General features: G+C 56.1%; 13 protein-coding genes. 6 read left to right on the top strand and 7 right to left on the bottom strand.

Annotated elements, in window-relative coordinates; translation table 11 throughout:
* Window positions 1-318 precede the first annotated feature (318 nt).
* On the top strand, window positions 319-1,299 hold the full coding sequence (locus BLU85_RS16815) for an integrase domain-containing protein (RefSeq protein WP_092201398.1): 981 nt from the start codon (window positions 319-321) through the stop codon (window positions 1,297-1,299).
* Window positions 1,296-1,571: a hypothetical protein gene (locus BLU85_RS16810; RefSeq protein WP_092201204.1), complete on the top strand. Its 276-nt coding sequence runs from the start codon at window positions 1,296-1,298 to the stop codon at window positions 1,569-1,571. The genes BLU85_RS16815 and BLU85_RS16810 overlap by 4 nt, the downstream gene beginning before the upstream one ends.
* A gap of 738 nt (window positions 1,572-2,309) precedes the next feature.
* Here the strand turns inward: BLU85_RS16810 and BLU85_RS16800 are convergent.
* The 4 genes from BLU85_RS16800 to BLU85_RS16785 form a co-directional block, all read right to left on the bottom strand.
* Window positions 2,310-4,478 (bottom strand): cysteine peptidase family C39 domain-containing protein, encoded by a 2,169-nt coding sequence (locus BLU85_RS16800; protein ID WP_092201206.1) that lies wholly within the window; start codon window positions 4,476-4,478, stop codon window positions 2,310-2,312.
* A gap of 780 nt (window positions 4,479-5,258) precedes the next feature.
* Window positions 5,259-5,690: a ubiquitination-like system serine protease family protein gene (locus tag BLU85_RS16795; protein ID WP_092201208.1), complete on the bottom strand. Its 432-nt coding sequence runs from the start codon at window positions 5,688-5,690 to the stop codon at window positions 5,259-5,261.
* Entirely contained in the window at window positions 5,687-6,874 is a 1,188-nt protein-coding gene (locus tag BLU85_RS16790; RefSeq protein WP_092201210.1) for a ThiF family adenylyltransferase, read from the bottom strand. Before BLU85_RS16790 ends, BLU85_RS16795 begins: the two co-directional genes overlap by 4 nt.
* Window positions 6,849-7,598 (bottom strand): multiubiquitin domain-containing protein, encoded by a 750-nt coding sequence (locus BLU85_RS16785; RefSeq protein WP_092201212.1) that lies wholly within the window; start codon window positions 7,596-7,598, stop codon window positions 6,849-6,851. The genes BLU85_RS16790 and BLU85_RS16785 overlap by 26 nt, the downstream gene beginning before the upstream one ends.
* Before the next feature lie 212 nt (window positions 7,599-7,810).
* On the opposite strand from BLU85_RS16785, the gene BLU85_RS16780 reads away from it, so the two are divergent.
* Together BLU85_RS16780 and BLU85_RS16775 are read left to right on the top strand one after the other, a co-directional pair.
* The gene (locus BLU85_RS16780) at window positions 7,811-8,182 is read left to right on the top strand and encodes a helix-turn-helix domain-containing protein (RefSeq protein WP_092201214.1); all 372 of its coding nucleotides are present in this window, start codon (window positions 7,811-7,813) and stop codon (window positions 8,180-8,182) included.
* Window positions 8,183-8,196: 14 nt separating this feature from the next.
* Window positions 8,197-9,066 (top strand): ImmA/IrrE family metallo-endopeptidase, encoded by an 870-nt coding sequence (locus BLU85_RS16775; RefSeq protein ID WP_092201216.1) that lies wholly within the window; start codon window positions 8,197-8,199, stop codon window positions 9,064-9,066.
* A 551-nt stretch (window positions 9,067-9,617) separates the two neighbouring features.
* On the opposite strand, the gene BLU85_RS16770 is transcribed toward BLU85_RS16775, so the two are convergent.
* Window positions 9,618-10,259: a BRCT domain-containing protein gene (locus BLU85_RS16770; protein WP_092201218.1), complete on the bottom strand. Its 642-nt coding sequence runs from the start codon at window positions 10,257-10,259 to the stop codon at window positions 9,618-9,620.
* A 581-nt stretch (window positions 10,260-10,840) separates the two neighbouring features.
* Here BLU85_RS16770 and BLU85_RS16765 point away from each other — a divergent pair.
* Both BLU85_RS16765 and BLU85_RS16760 read left to right on the top strand, forming a co-directional pair.
* A complete protein-coding gene (locus BLU85_RS16765; RefSeq protein ID WP_060739638.1) occupies window positions 10,841-11,119 on the top strand; it encodes a DUF3077 domain-containing protein in 279 nt (92 codons plus the stop codon).
* Window positions 11,120-11,451: 332 nt separating this feature from the next.
* Window positions 11,452-13,059: a methyl-accepting chemotaxis protein gene (locus BLU85_RS16760; protein WP_092201220.1), complete on the top strand. Its 1,608-nt coding sequence runs from the start codon at window positions 11,452-11,454 to the stop codon at window positions 13,057-13,059.
* Window positions 13,060-13,113: 54 nt separating this feature from the next.
* Here the strand turns inward: BLU85_RS16760 and BLU85_RS16755 are convergent, their stop codons facing one another.
* Window positions 13,114-13,791 (bottom strand): RES family NAD+ phosphorylase, encoded by a 678-nt coding sequence (locus BLU85_RS16755; RefSeq protein ID WP_060739640.1) that lies wholly within the window; start codon window positions 13,789-13,791, stop codon window positions 13,114-13,116.
* Window positions 13,791-14,201 (bottom strand): MbcA/ParS/Xre antitoxin family protein, encoded by a 411-nt coding sequence (locus tag BLU85_RS16750; RefSeq protein ID WP_072409138.1) that lies wholly within the window; start codon window positions 14,199-14,201, stop codon window positions 13,791-13,793. The genes BLU85_RS16755 and BLU85_RS16750 overlap by 1 nt, the downstream gene beginning before the upstream one ends.
* Between the last annotated feature and the right edge of the window lie 326 nt (window positions 14,202-14,527).

Raw genomic sequence — 14,527 nt, 5'->3', positions numbered from 1 at the left:
GTGCCGCAGCCCTCGGAATGGACTGCACCTGATTGACAGTCAGGCATGCCCCGGTCATCGCTTCACTGCCTTCACCCGACTTAGGATCTCGCGGCATTGGTCTCGTCAGCCAGCGCAGCCTCCACCCGCCCACGTCTTCGGAAGTGTTCAGGAGGCTAGATTATGAGTTGCCCAAGCTCCCGGTCGTAAAGAGCCGCCAGTCCGGCGTTAGTGGACAACCCTCACAGGTCGCAGGGACCTTGATCCCTGATAACACTCAACATTCTTGGCGGGATGACGTGGGGCGAGGATCGGAGTTCGGATGATGAGGTGACTGACATGGCATTGGTGGGTAGACGCAATGGCCGCAATTTCGGCTACGGCAGGCAATTGAGCTATGCAGGGCCGCAGGCGCTGAAAGATATGTTCGGCGGTGGCCACTACGGCACGGTCAAGGCGCACAGTGATCGGTGGCTTGCATTCGTGAAGTGGTGCCGGTCAGAAGCGGGGCCCGGCGTCAACGATGCCCGGCAGATTGATCGCGAGATGTTGTCAGACTATGCCGCATACCTTCGCGGGCTGGTTGAGCACGGCGACCTAGCCATCAGCACTGCGCAAAACCGGCTATCCAGTGTTAACAGGACCATGGCGGCGCTTCGCGGTGATCAGTATGTAAAAGTGCCAAGTCCGCGCAATGCGTTGGGTATGCAACGAACCGGGGTTCGTCAATCGGTGCCGCAGGGCCAAGATCGCGAACACATACAGCGAATAGTCGAGGCGCTTTGCAGCCATCAACATCTAAGGGCCGCGGCGATCGTGCAGCTGGCACGAGCCACCGGTATGCGTTTGCGTGAGGCCATCTTGGCTGATCTGTCACGGTTGAGCCGCGAGGCTGAAAGCTTAGCCAAGATCAACATTCAGGACGGCACCAAAGGCGGCCGCGCCGGTGCATCAGCACATCGCTGGATTGCGGTGGACGACCATATTCGTGGCGCGCTTGAGTTTGCGAAGCAGGTGTCGCCTGCTGGTAGCCGGAACCTGATTGCGCCAAGCGAAAGTTATTTGAATGTTCTGCAGGAAGTCGTCCGCCCTGCACGGGACATTCTTCATGCATCCAACCTCAAAGGCTTTCATGAGCTCCGGGCGGCGTACGCATGCGAACGCTATGAGCAGATCACCCAGCATCGCGCACCTATCAACGGAGGTAAATGTAGCCAGGTAGATCGGTGCCTTGATCGTGAGGCACGGAGGCAAATCAGCTATGAGCTCGGGCACGGTCGGATCGATGTGGTCGGCGCCTACATTGGGAGGCACACATGAGTAAGTCATTCGATATGGAACTGTTCTTGACTGGCGTGCTGACCGGATCGCATGCGACCCGGCAACGTCATTTACGTCAGGCGAAGCTAATCCAAACGGAAATTGCAAAGCGTTGGCAGCGAGAGACGCCTTGGGCTTGGCAGAGAAAGCATGTGGCTTGGTTTCTCGAACATCGCATGAGCCAGCGCAGTGAGGCGGCGCGGTATTACTACCTGCTGACGATCCGGCTGCTCGCTCGACGCCTAGAAACATCATGGATTTTCAATCTCTGAGTCGGACCTGGTCTTGATAGTCACGGCCGACAGCAATCGGCCGAGGCTGTGTAAAAACATTTTTCAGCGCGACAGGTACTCAAAACCGGACTGGAAATCGCGCTTCTACGCAAAATCCACATCTGCTGACGTGCCGATAAATTTCAGATTTAACGTAGACGCGCGCACCTCAATTTTGGCGAAGCGTTTTTACACACTCTGGGCCATAAGCGGCCATCGTGCGCACACCAAGACGTGCGGGGCTACACCATCTCGATGCAGCTCATCTTGGGATATACCATGCATGTCTTATGCATCATAAGATCAGTGCGTCCAGTAGTGCCCGGGCTTGATCAGAGCGGCGAAGGTGCTCTCGCATGACACCGCCGGCGCTTGGGCAGCCTCTCGCCGCCTGGCGATGATGATCCCGGCTACCTCATTGAACGTTGAATCCAGGCCGTGCTCCCACACCCACGCTCTGAGCTCCGAATAGATTTGGCGATGGTAGCTGTCGAAGCTACCCCAATGCTGACCAATGTCGAACGGGTACGATCGCTGTCTTGCTGGCGGAGAACAAAATCCTGGAGCCGGCGTGCGGTTCCGTAGGAGTCGTCCAGAAGGATGTGTCGGTGCTGATCGTAAGGTGACTGTGGCTTCTCTGGCTTCTCGCGAGTGGAGTGCCTTGCCAGCCTAGACTACGGAAGCATGCCGCCTCAGTGTCATTAGGGGGAAGGACATAGCCCTCCCCTAATGAAACCATCACTCCGCCTTGGGAGCGGGAGCGTCCGGGTAAAACGCTTCAAACGTATCGCGAGGAAACAGTGATCGGATCTTCAGCAGGGCATTCGCAAGATACAGGGTCTTCTCAGCCGCAGAGTAGTCACTGCTGTATCGGCCAGAGAAGAAATTGACGACCCAGCCGTCTTTGGTGCGACGTATCTCTCCTGCAATTCGTGCAGCTTGCATCCCCGTCATGCTCGGGTGCCCTAGCTCAGCCGGCTTAGGAATGTCTTCGGCGAGGAATAGCACACCATCCTTACCAATCGCCCAAATAAGCTTTCGCGTGAAGCTTGGGTCTTCAGCCACCTCTTTGTACGCCTCATGAATTTCACTGAGGGGTATTTGTTGAGGATCCCAGAATCGCTTCGCGGTCGGATTGGTACCCTTGCCGTCCCGTGAAACTTCGTTATCTTTGATATGGTTGGGCGCTCTCAACGTTCCATACATGCTGTTGAGGTGGCTTTCGTAGTCATCCCGGCGACGCTTGAGCGCTCGAGTGAAGGCAGAGAAAAAGTGTTGATCGTCGAGCCCCCCAACCTTCAGCTCCAGGCCCTTGAATCCTCCAAGCATGGCATCAGCGTAGATCGGATCGTGTATATAAATGCCCGAAACGGCGTTGCCCAATGGAATATCCGTAGCGTCAAGCAATATACGAAACGCAGGCTCGCCATCCCAGAAAAAGTCGATCTGCCATTGCAGGCGGGCAAGGTGGCCGTTCAAGAAAGCGAGCTTGTCTTCTCTCCAGCGAACGATCAAGGACTCATCTAACTCCCATTCGCCCAAGCGATCGCCCGGCTTGCGATGAGTCACATGTGTTCGCACATCATCACGGGCTTCGGCAATCGAGGCCAGTTTTATGTGGAAGCTAACCTTCGGCACCTTAACCTTAATCAGAGGGCATACCTCTGATACCAGGAAGCCGTCGATCTGCTCGGCGATCCGAATTGCCGTGCCATGGGCATAGATGAAAGGCAACCGAGACTTTCTATCGGCTGGAACGATGGAGATGTCAGGCACGATCACTTCGTGCGGCTCGACCCATGTCGAGGCATCAGGCTCTCGAATCGACATCGCCAAGCCCCAGCGCGTCTCCATCCCCTCAGGCGTGTTCTTTTTGAGGATGTCTTTAAGCATGATCATTTGAGCACGAGCGTATGGCCCAAGGCGGTCGTCATGGACATAGACCCATTTATTGCCATCTCGGAAATCGTAACCGAGGGCGGTGATGGCGTGCCCAGCTTTGACAAACTCTCCGGATTCGTCAGGTGTCAGGCCAAACACAGTACCAGTCAAAATTACAGGCAAGTCGCTGTCGATGTGCGCGGCCAAGTATTCCTGGAAGAATTCCTGGCTGGATTTCTCCAGGTTGCTGTTGTGGTAACGCAAACCTTCGACATCCAACGTTCGCTGAATCTGCTTATTGCTAAGCTCTTTGTTTGGGAAACCGTTGCTTGATCCGTCCACAAAATTCAAAGCCGCGGTGGTGATCTCACTGCAGGACTTGATGTCTTTAACCCCTCGGCCTGGCAGGCCATGAAGGGCCGTCCAGATCGCGGTGGTAGCGCATGCAGCAACAACCTTGTCCTGTTCTTGGAAGGCGATTGAGTCGACGGTGAGCTTCAGCCCGAAGAGGTTCACCTCGTAGCGCCTGTCGATTTTCTTCTTGCCCGGCCCTCTGTCACCACTTACCCGCAGGCAGGTTTTACCCACGAACGTTCGGGTCAGTGGCTTGATCACCATGAAACCGAGATAATGTTCCTGCAGCGACTCCAGAGTCAGCTTCAGTTCTGGCTTGTCTGCAAAAACCACATCCGAGTCCCCCACCAGCAGCGCGTCGAGCTGCTTGTGCGTGAGGTCGCAGTTGAAGAAATGCAACCGAGCGCACTTATAGCCATCGTTGCCGAAACGCCCCAGGTAGAAACGCGAGTAATCTTCTAGGAAGTCTCGGTCGATGTACTGATGCTCGAGCAGAATGCTACCGACAGTCTTCTTATCTTCCGGTAGCTCCGGCATGAACGACTTGAGGTAGTTGTAGATGTACTTGATCTGGCGCTTTTCGAAGATGTCAGCGTGGTCGTAGGCAAACGGCTCATGGATCAACGCTGCCAGCGTCGCTTCCTCGAAGCTGGTAATGAGGTATGGGGTCATTGTGATCACGCAAAAAAAAGCAGCCCATCAGGCTGCTTTTATATGAAGAGATTTTTCAGAGGCTGCAGGTCTTGGCCAACAGAGCCGGAGTCACTTCTTGAGCCGTGAAATGAGAAGCCAGACGCTTATTGGTGTTAACCATACGCTCACGCGCAGCCCGTAGGCTCTCTGCATGCGTGCCATTGCGAGTGCGGGCTTCTTCAATCAGACGCTCAAGAGTCATCGCTCTATCCTCTAAAATACAGGTTCCACTTACAACAAGTAGTACCCAATGCGCGACCACAGACTTCGAAAAATCGAAGCTAGCGTGGTACTCGAGACGCTCACCAAGGAGGCGCGGATTATCAATCCTCGCCATCTCTCACTACAAGCAACCATCTCACCAGCCGACAAGCGGCAATAAGACTGTAGTTCAGACCGAGCAAAAGCTCCAAGGTTCATGAAAAACAGCTCCAGAGCTGGCAACGAGCAGTACCAAGAGGGTGATCCGCTCACGCAGATCTTGGTTGGCCCGCCTTACACTACGGCACAGAAATGCCGAAACCTCCACACATGGAAGTGCCCTAACGAGGGCAGGAGGCATTGGATGGATCCAGTATGGCATATGGCCGTCGTACACTTAAAGTGTAATTTTCGACAAATTTGAGCACCCTAACGGTGCAAAAAGGCGGGAGATTCAATCGAGGGGAGGTCGCTTCAATCGTAGAATTAGGGCCCTTCCTAGCACGGGCCCTTCCTCTTTCTCTACATACATTGGAACGTGAGAGGCCAAGCTGGCCATTACAACCCCAGCCATTTCCTCAATTTTTCGAACAGTGAGAGCTCTGACTGTAATGTCGGCACAGGTTGATGAGTCTCGCCGCTTGGCTTGGCAACCTGAAGGCGCGCCTTCGCTTCCGCGTCTCGCTTACGCCCGGCGCTGATCGCTTCCTGAGACATGTCCCCAGCCCACTCGATACGACCCGAGCGTACCCAATAGTGCGAGCGACAAGGAAACGTCCAGTTGCCCACAGAGGGCTTGAGAGAAACGTTTTCCCCATCGAATGACATTTGCCAATCGGTTGGGGAAAAAGGTGTGATCACCTTGGTTCCGCAACCACAGGCGCACAGGTGAGCGGCGGTGGCGAACTCCATGGCGAGATAGAGCTCTCCTGGCTCCAGCTTGCCTGGGAAGCTTTCGACAAACTGCGGTGCCAAATGCTTTACCTTCATGACTCGTCCTCGCTGTTGCCCATCTCGTTGAGGTTGGTCGAGTAAGTGACGTGGCCCGCTTTACATTGATCGACGTAGAAGCCACAAAGCCGCTTCCACATGCCCACTGCGAGAACCGCGTTGAGTGCATTCAGATCAGCGATCTGAATGTTCGAGCGGTAAGCATCCTCTGCCTCATTGTCGGTCAACGGCATCGTACGGGCGGCGTGGTCATGGTGAGTCAGTGTCAGAGCCGTCACCCGGCAGGTGCCCCAGACCTGCTGAGTATCATTGACCAGATGTACTCCCATGCCCACATCAAGCAGTGACGTACGAGTTCCATTGAGTTCCCGGACGACCAGAGCTCGCGCTGGGGTGTTGTCTACACAAAGAAACACGTAATCAAATTGTCGGAGCTCACCCACGTTCTCTGCGGTGATCATCGACGGGTGCTTAGTGATTCCACGATGCATCTGGCTGTATACCTCGTGGAGATACTCCACCTTTTTCAGTCCTCGCTCCAATGTGGCAAACGGTACAGCACCTGGATAGCGGAATGCGTTGTGCTGCTGGAGCAGATCGCCATCATAGAGGTGAATCTCTGCCACTGGCGTTTTCGCGATCTGATCCAGGATGTAAGCACCGGTGCCGCCCAACCCTACAATCGCAATTTTCAGCCCCTTGAAATTCTGTGTGGGCATCGCGATACCTGCGCGTGGTGACGCCGTGTCCGTGTAGGCGAACACAGTGTCTTCCGTCTCCGACCGAATGGGAGCGAAGGTTTTAGCAGTTACGCTAGGGTCTATTGCCTGGGCTTGGCCGGTCAACATTGATACGTAGATCGAGACTTTCTGGTAGTAATCGGCGTAGTCGCTACCCCGAAGCTTGGCCGAGAAATAGTGGTTCACCACCAAGTCCGGCAGCAGCGTAGCCGCGTTGCTGTTGTTGATGATTTCATCGAGGGGACGCCCTTGCGAATTGCAAGGGCGGTCACCAATGAAATGTGCTGTATGGTCGCTCGGTTTTCCCGCAACATCAGCCACCAAGTTGAGCGCCATAACCAACACGCCTTTGCACACCTGACGCTCAGCGTTCACGTAGGGGACGTCCCGAACCAGGAGATAACCTTCCTTGGTGTCTAGGTTGTACCCTTCGTTGCGCAGGCTCAGGAGATGAGGACTACGACTTATCAGTTGGTGTGACATTGAAGTGCATCCCCTTCTTGATACGGACGTGCTGGCCATCAACCAGGTTAGTGAGCGAGTTGCCTTCGTGGCCTTTGGCGTAGGTCACGGTGAAGTGGGCATTGGGGGCCGGCTGTGCATCCGGGTAGGCCAAGTGCACTACCTCCCAGTACGACAGAGTGTGGGAGTGAACAAACACTGGCTGCGTATTGACGAAGACCTTGATGTTGATTTCAACCGCAGCAAAGTGCTCCACACCCGGGCGGGCCAGATCGAACAGGTCACGATCCTCGATCAGCTCATCGTCATCGCCCGGCACCACCAGGAAAATGTCGTACTTCTGCGCGTCAACGCCGGCGAGTTGCTTGAGAGTGCGCCCGGAGATCCGCTGAGCCCCCCAGTCCTGAGCTTGGCCATCGATGAAGAAGCGGTAGGAGCGGTCGCTTTTGAAAGCTAAAAATTTCTCAATACCAGCCAGACGCAGATCTGTCGTGCCTCCCGCGCTGAGCAGATCTAGATGGCCGTTGGTGAGAAGTTGATACAGCAGGTATTCGTCGACCGGACGGAAGCCGGCCTCCTCCAGCACCTGCCGCCCGGTTGGAACGGGGTCAGTAATTACGAGAGGCCGGTACTCCAGATTTTCGTTCCCAATCTGAATTTTGTAGGGGCCATGGTCACGTACCTGGCGACCTGCGGCGAGGGCGGCGGCAACGTCTTCAATCTCTAAGTCGTTCAACTGTGTCATGGATAAATCCTCGCATTTGAACCAGATGAGCCGTTGCCTATCCAGACAACACTATGGCTCTAAAAAACGACCCCGAAGGTCGTTGCCTAGCCAGACAACAGTAGACTTCAAAAAAAACCCGCTTATCATGGATCATGAATCGCGAGCTGTTGCCTAGCTAGACAACAGCCTACTCCCGCCCCAATGGGCATTGCAATAGGTTGGAGAAAATAATGGATTTGGCCGGGTTCATCGCGAGCATGCGTGAACGAAAAGAGCTGAGTTTCCGTGACTTGGAGAAGCGGGCAGGTGATCTTGATCACGCCTACATCTGGAGGCTGGAGAAGGGAGATCGGGCGGCTCCGTCAGAGGATGTCGTCGTCCGCCTGAGCCATGCACTCGAGCTCGACAACCGAGAGAGTGACGTGTTTCGGTTACTGGCCAAGTCCGTGACGGTAGATAACGCGCTGTATCTCCTAATGCTCGAGCGCAAGGACATCCCTTGGGAAGACTTCGAGGATGTGGCCACCATGAGCTTCCGGGGCGAACGCCCAAATACCAAAGAAGCCTGGATAAAGCGGATCGAGCTCATTCAACAGATGTAGGAACGGAGATTTTCATGGACGAAACCACTGCTGTTTTATTGGCCCGCAAGCTGCTGAAAGACGCCAACGTCACAACGGCGCCAGTTGATGTTGAGGCATTGGCGCAGTCATTGGGCTTCCAAATCTCCCGGAAAGAGCTCGATGAGGGTGAGGCAGGCTTCACGCTCATACGGCGCGAGAAGAAGTACATTTGCGTAAACCAGCAGGACAGCGTAGTGAGGCAACGCTTCACAATTCTCCATGAGATTGCACACCATGTGCTCGATCAACCGTCCAAACATGAGAAGGTGCCTTCTGACGAACTAGAGCGCTTCACCGGGCGCCCTCCCGAGGAAATTCTGTGCGACATCTTTGCTGCAGAATGCTTGGTGCCATGGCAATTGATCCAACCGCTCGCGGAACAGAAGGACTTTACGCTGGAGCATCTGACCGAACTGGCTGAGCAGTTCCAGGCTTCCCGCTCCTGCATTGCCTCCAGATTTGCCCAAGCTTCCAATGATCACTTGGCATTCGTGGTGACCGAAGACGGCATCATCAAATACTCCATCGTTTCTAAGGCACTCAAGGCATCAAGAGTATGGATCAGCAAAAACGTCGTCCTTCCTAAAAACTCCGCTGCCGCCGAGGCATTGAAGTCGGGTGTCAGCGGACTTCATGAAGCAGATACGGAAGGTCTGGATTGGAGTAATAGTGATGACGCTAGGCGGTTCGCCTGCTATGAGCAAGCAACTTATTACGCACCGACCAAACAGACCCAGTCCATCATCATTTTCGATGAGCTTGAACAGCGCCCGGCTTCAGCAGGCTATCGTGCCGCCGATGACAACGGTGGTTTGCTGGAGGAGCTCGATGGCTATCCTGGGTGGTCGAAGCCCCGTTACTAACCGCTCCCCCGGCATCTAACAGAGAGTGAGCAGCTAGCGCTCACAAGCTCAAATCTGATATCGCAAGTATGCTTGTACAACGCGATCTGGCCTGAGCCCGGCGTTCGATAGGGAACGGTGGTTCCCAGCTCATCTGGCGAGTTCTTCAGGCGTCGCGAAATGAACTGAATCATCGAGTCCGGGAAATACACCAACGCCTCGTTGAAACCGCCCCGTTGCTCGATCAATCTCACCGAGTAATCGCTCCTAATTTGGCTTTTCTTGCGTCGATGAAAGAACGGACACGTCAAAGGATATTTTTAGAGGTAGTTGGTTGTACATCATCAAGAAAAGTATTTATAAATCATATGGCTAATAAGATTTTCGACTCCTGGTGCCGCACCATACAAAACAAAGCCCTCGCAGAAATGCGAGGGCTTTGTTGTTTCTGGGGTGTTCACTTTTCCTCCATCCCCCTAAAAACCTGTGGGAGCGAGCTTGCTCGCGATGAGGCCATCAACCCCACCGACAATCTTTCAGCCAAGACAACAGGCAGCCTTCCCTGGACCGGCTTAACCAAACATCATCTTTTGCCAGTGTTCCTCACCCACAATGGCAATCGAAGCCCCCGCCTCCCGCAGCTCCACTGCCTTCATGATCTTCGTTCCGTAAGTGCTGTGGCGCCACTGCTCATTACCCACGCTGCCGACCACTAGGTAATGCACCTTCTTACTCACCCCACCACCAATCAAACCGCCACGCTCCTCGACCAATGCCTGGCAATCTTTGCGAGGTCCAAAGGCCATGACGCCTGTAAATACAAACATTCGGCCATCCCACACCAAGTCAGGGGCTGGGGAATTGAAGGGAAGGTCCGTTGGAGTAATGGCAACAGCTTCGCCGACCTTCGATCTCTCAATGCCCACGCCAGAAAAGCTACGCAGGATGTTAAGCAGCTCAAGAGACTCGTCCGGGTCCAAAGCATCGTCCTGAAGCATGGACGCCAGACGCGAATACAACAGATTGATCACAGGGTCATTTAGATGGGCGAGGTTGTTTTCCAACCATTGCTTTAGGAAAACCGCTTCGCTGGTGTTCACGACACCGTCCGCCGTAATCCCCGCGGCCAGTCCCACCAAGGCATCGGCGGCGCGTCGATCGATACGGGCGTGGTGGAGGAATTTGCTGTTTTCGAACTCGTTGTGTAGGTCCATTACGGGGTTCCTTAGGATGGGTATCGGTTCAGCACTGAAGCATTACCGGTTGGGGAAATGTTGTGTTCAAACCTAGCACTCCTGCGCACGCCCCCCCATTTTTTAATCGCTTTGCCAGTGCCCCATGAAAAGAAGGTTTCAGACCACTGGACTCCAGCCAGTTAGAAGCTACAAGCCAGGTAAAATCTGGATACGCAATTTTGGATTCGCCAGCATCGCGCCACGATTGCCCCTCCTCCAATCGCTGACTACTCTTCAACCGTCGCTGCCAATTCAGCGACCGGGCCTGAGAACCCGAGTAAGATGCAGGCGCTACAGCGCCCGAACCACGTTTTGCGGCGTTTTTTTATGTCCGCATTCCGTGCAATGGCGGCTGTGCGTGGGAGACCTTCGGGTCTGCCGGGTTCCTGTATCTCCGGTTTCTCAGCCTGCGCACAGCTGCCACCCATTCGCCTGAGAACGAACGTGGCAGCTCTCATCTGATATGGGAGTTTATCGATGCATGCCATGGATCTGCTGCAGTCTCGCTTTATCGCTTTGCTAGTCATCGTCCGCCGCCAATTGGCAAATGGAGGTGCGCAATGACCCATCCCAAAGACCTTAAAACCCCAGGCCTAACCCCCTTCTGCTACCACTCCGACCGCCCTTTATTCCGCGTCAACAGCGGCATACCCATCGGCGAAGCCCTGTCCCACGCTTCCGATCTGCTCCACGTTGCCAAGGTGTTGGCCGAGGACGCGGCGATGATTCGCGGTACGGATCGGTATGCCTGGGCGTCGTGTTATTTGCAGGATATGAGCAAGGCCGTCATCGACGACGTGGTGAAGGTGCTGGAGGCGCCGGGGAGTAATCCTGCTTAAGGTCACAGGCCCAATGCTGCCCGCTGGGTCGAGCAGCATTGGGTTTCTTCTGTATGACAGGAAAGGTTGAAGAAAGGGCTTCGCAGCCCAGCGGGAGCAAGCTCCCTCGCCACGGATTAGGGACAGAACATAATTACTGACTGCAATGAGTTTGTGGAATTTCTGAATGGGCTGTGTTCCCTCCCCCCCTGCCCCAGTCCAAACAGTTTGCAACGTATTCATCTAATCAAATCCCCCGCCGATATCTCAGATAAGCGCATGGAATACCGCAAGGCTCTGCTCGCGCTCGACTACACTTTCCCAGAATTCCCCCGCTCCAGGAGCAGTAAGCGATGAAGATCCGCACCAAGGTCATAGGCTCGGGGTTGGTCAGTCTTTCCTTTGCGCTGCTGCTCGGCGGCATCGGGTTGTGGGGTTATCACTCCATGACCCACGCCTTGGCCGAGAACGAGACCAGTATTTCGGCCATGCGCAAGCACATGGAGGCGGACATGATGCATGACGCCATCCGTGCCGATGTGTTGGCCGCGCTTCTGGTGACGCCGGGGGATGCGCAGGCGGCCAAGCAGGTGACGGAGGCGTTCGACGAGCATACGCAGCGCATGCGCAAGGTCATTGCCGAGAACGCGGAGGCGAAGTTGCCGAAGGACATCGCCCAGGCGATTGTCGAGTTGAAGCCCCAGGTCGAGACCTATATCGAAAAAGCCAAGCAAGTGATTGGCAAGGCGCTGAGCGGCGCCCAGGACGGCCACGCGTTGCGGGCGGAGTTCGACGTGGCATTTTCGGCGCTTGAGGAGCGCAACGAGGCGGTGAGTGAGCTGATCGAAAACCAGGCGCAGACGTCCCGCGAACTCCAGGACGGCAGCATTCAAAGCTCGCAGGGTTGGCTGATCGGGACGCTGCTGGCCACCTGCGTGGCGCTGGCGCTGTTGTCGTGGAGCCTGCTCAAGGCGGTGCTTACGCCGCTGAACAAGATCATCCTCAATACCCAGGCGATTTCCCAAGGGGATCTGCAGCGGTCGATGGGGGCCCAAAGCAAGGATGAGCTGGGCCAGCTACAAGGCGTGATCGAGCAGATGCAGACCAATCTGCGGCAGATGATCGCCACGATCCGCGGCCAGAGCGATGAGTTGCATGGCACGTCCCGGAACCTGGGCGATACGGCGCGGCAGATTGTGTCCAGTGCCGACCAGCAGGCCCAGAGCGCGACCAGCATGGCGGCCAGCATGGAGCAGATGATGGCGAACATCAGCCAGATCCATCAGCACGCCGACAGCGCCCGGACGATTTCGGCGCAGTCCGAACAATTGGCGAGCAGCGGCGGCCAGGTGATTCTCGGGGTGGTGGAAGGCATGAACCGGATCGCCGAGGTGGTCAACCAGTCCTCCAGCAAGATCACCGCGCTGGACGCCTCGTCCGAAGACATTCATTCCATCATCCAGGTGATCAAGAGCATCGCCGAACAGACCAACCTGCTGGCCCTCAACGCCGCCATCGAAGCCGCCCGCGCCGGCGAGGCGGGACGCGGTTTTGCGGTGGTGGCCGACGAAGTGCGCAACCTGGCGGCGCGCACCACCCAGTCCACCCAGGAAATCACCGCGATGATCGAGCGCATCCAGTCCAGCGCACGGGACGCGGTGGCGAACATGCAGGCGTGTGTCAGCCGCGTGGACGAAGGTGTCAACCTGGCCCAACAGGCCGGGGTGTCTATCAGCGAGATCCGCACCGGTGCCCGGCATGCGGCCGAAGTGGTGGAGGAAATTTCCCAGACCATTGCCGAGCAATCCAAAGCCAGTGATGAAATGGCTCAGCGGGTGGAGTCGATTGCCGAGCAGTCCCGCGAGAACACCCGTTCGATTCACAACCTGACGCAAACGGCGGATCAATTGAACGATGCGGCGGGATCGATGCAGGCTTCGGTGCAGCAGTTCAAGATTTGATCGGATACCCGTGGCGAGGGAGCTTGCTCCCGCTGGGCTGCCTGGCAGCCCTTTTCAAACCTCGCTCACCTCGAACACAAACGAAATCTCCCGCTTCTGGGCACTCCAGACATACCGAATGTGCTTGCCTTGCACCGGAATCGAAACCGCCGGCGGGCGAAACGCGGCCACGCATTCGTGGCCGGGCAGGCGGACGCTGTTGTACAGCAGCCCCCAGGACAAGGTTTCACGCAGTTGCCGGGCGAACACCTGGGATGGGCCGTAGGCCGTAGGGTCCGGGTTGTGGAGGTGGGGGTAGTCGTGGCGAATGTCGTGCAGGGGTTTGACGACCTTGTTGACGTAGGTGCGCATGGTCAACTCCAGGTCTGGCTCGTTGGTCGCCCCGAGGAATCGCGCCTGGTGGTAACAGGTCTCGGCGATGGCGGCTTCCTGGCTGCTGGCGGCGTAGTAGACACCAAAGGTGCCGTCGCTGAAGCGGCTGCTTTTGCCGATGTGGGTAAACGCCGCCATCACCGGCGAGGAGCCGGGCCCGGAAACGCGGTCCTCGGGGCGGACCCGGGACAGCACGCCGGCCTGTTCCATCAGCCGATCGTTGGTCAGCGCTTCCAGGGCGTAGGCCGTGGGCAGGTCTTCAGGGTCGAGTACGTCTTCGAACAGCGAAATCGGTGGGAAGCTGCTGTTGACGATCCGATAGGCCCGTTTCCATTGCGGGTCCGCCAGGGGTGGCATCATTAACCGCGCACTCCGTCCAGGTATCGCCGTACATCGGCGATGTCCACCACCCGCCCGGTCAACATGTAGGACAGCGCCGACTGGCCGTTGAACGGTGCCGCGGTATTCGGGCTGCTGACCCACTGATAGGCACGGTCCCGGTTATTGCTGAAGATGATGCTCAGCGCCTTGTGGATACCCATGAGGTAGGAAATGCGCTCCAGCGTATCGCGAGGCAGCCTCACGTTCTCCGGCAACTGTTTGTATTTGTAGAAGGTCGTGTTGCCCACCTTGCCCAACAAGGTGCGCTGCTGCTCGACACTGCAGCCCCAGAGCGCCATGAGATTGAAGAAAAACTTCAACGCGACTCGACCCGCATCCGGGGAATCCAATTGCTGCTGCGCGTTGAGGGTGATGGAAGAGGTCGCCATGGGTTTGGGCTCCTTTTTAGCGGGTGGTGCTGAGAGGATAGTACACATATGGATTATCTTTAAGTTTTTATTCGCAAATGGACTCTATCGCCACGCTATTTGAACAATTCGGCATGGCTTCCCGGGCCGCCAAACGTGATCAACTTCCCACCAACGGGTCTTGGCCAGCATCTGCTGGGCAAAATCCCCAAATCCCGCATAAGCTCCAACCATCGCCTCCCGGCGCTTTTCGGCACAAAATCGCGACAAGCGTGACAAGGTGCATGATGATAGCCGGCATGGCCACTTGGCCGGCCCAGGTGCACAACAATAGCGAGCCCACTTAA

It is taken from the genome of Pseudomonas sp. NFACC14 (genome assembly GCF_900106885.1).
Taxonomy (GTDB): Bacteria; Pseudomonadota; Gammaproteobacteria; order Pseudomonadales; family Pseudomonadaceae; genus Aquipseudomonas; species Aquipseudomonas fluorescens_AA.
Note: the sequence above shows the minus strand (reverse complement) of the source record. Positions and strands in the feature narration are given on the sequence as shown.

Coding starts and splice junctions, on each gene's coding strand:
- BLU85_RS16785 (WP_092201212.1), bottom strand. CDS start 7,598: ATGACACAGTTGAACGACTTAGAGATTGAAGACGTTGCCGCCGCCCTC.
- BLU85_RS16780 (WP_092201214.1), top strand. CDS start 7,811: ATGGATTTGGCCGGGTTCATCGCGAGCATGCGTGAACGAAAAGAGCTG.
- BLU85_RS16760 (WP_092201220.1), top strand. CDS start 11,452: ATGAAGATCCGCACCAAGGTCATAGGCTCGGGGTTGGTCAGTCTTTCC.
- BLU85_RS16750 (WP_072409138.1), bottom strand. CDS start 14,201: ATGGCGACCTCTTCCATCACCCTCAACGCGCAGCAGCAATTGGATTCC.
- BLU85_RS16765 (WP_060739638.1), top strand. CDS start 10,841: ATGACCCATCCCAAAGACCTTAAAACCCCAGGCCTAACCCCCTTCTGC.
- BLU85_RS16770 (WP_092201218.1), bottom strand. CDS start 10,259: ATGGACCTACACAACGAGTTCGAAAACAGCAAATTCCTCCACCACGCC.
- BLU85_RS16800 (WP_092201206.1), bottom strand. CDS start 4,478: ATGACCCCATACCTCATTACCAGCTTCGAGGAAGCGACGCTGGCAGCG.
- BLU85_RS16775 (WP_092201216.1), top strand. CDS start 8,197: ATGGACGAAACCACTGCTGTTTTATTGGCCCGCAAGCTGCTGAAAGAC.
- BLU85_RS16795 (WP_092201208.1), bottom strand. CDS start 5,690: ATGAAGGTAAAGCATTTGGCACCGCAGTTTGTCGAAAGCTTCCCAGGC.
- BLU85_RS16810 (WP_092201204.1), top strand. CDS start 1,296: ATGAGTAAGTCATTCGATATGGAACTGTTCTTGACTGGCGTGCTGACC.
- BLU85_RS16755 (WP_060739640.1), bottom strand. CDS start 13,791: ATGATGCCACCCCTGGCGGACCCGCAATGGAAACGGGCCTATCGGATC.
- BLU85_RS16815 (WP_092201398.1), top strand. CDS start 319: ATGGCATTGGTGGGTAGACGCAATGGCCGCAATTTCGGCTACGGCAGG.
- BLU85_RS16790 (WP_092201210.1), bottom strand. CDS start 6,874: ATGTCACACCAACTGATAAGTCGTAGTCCTCATCTCCTGAGCCTGCGC.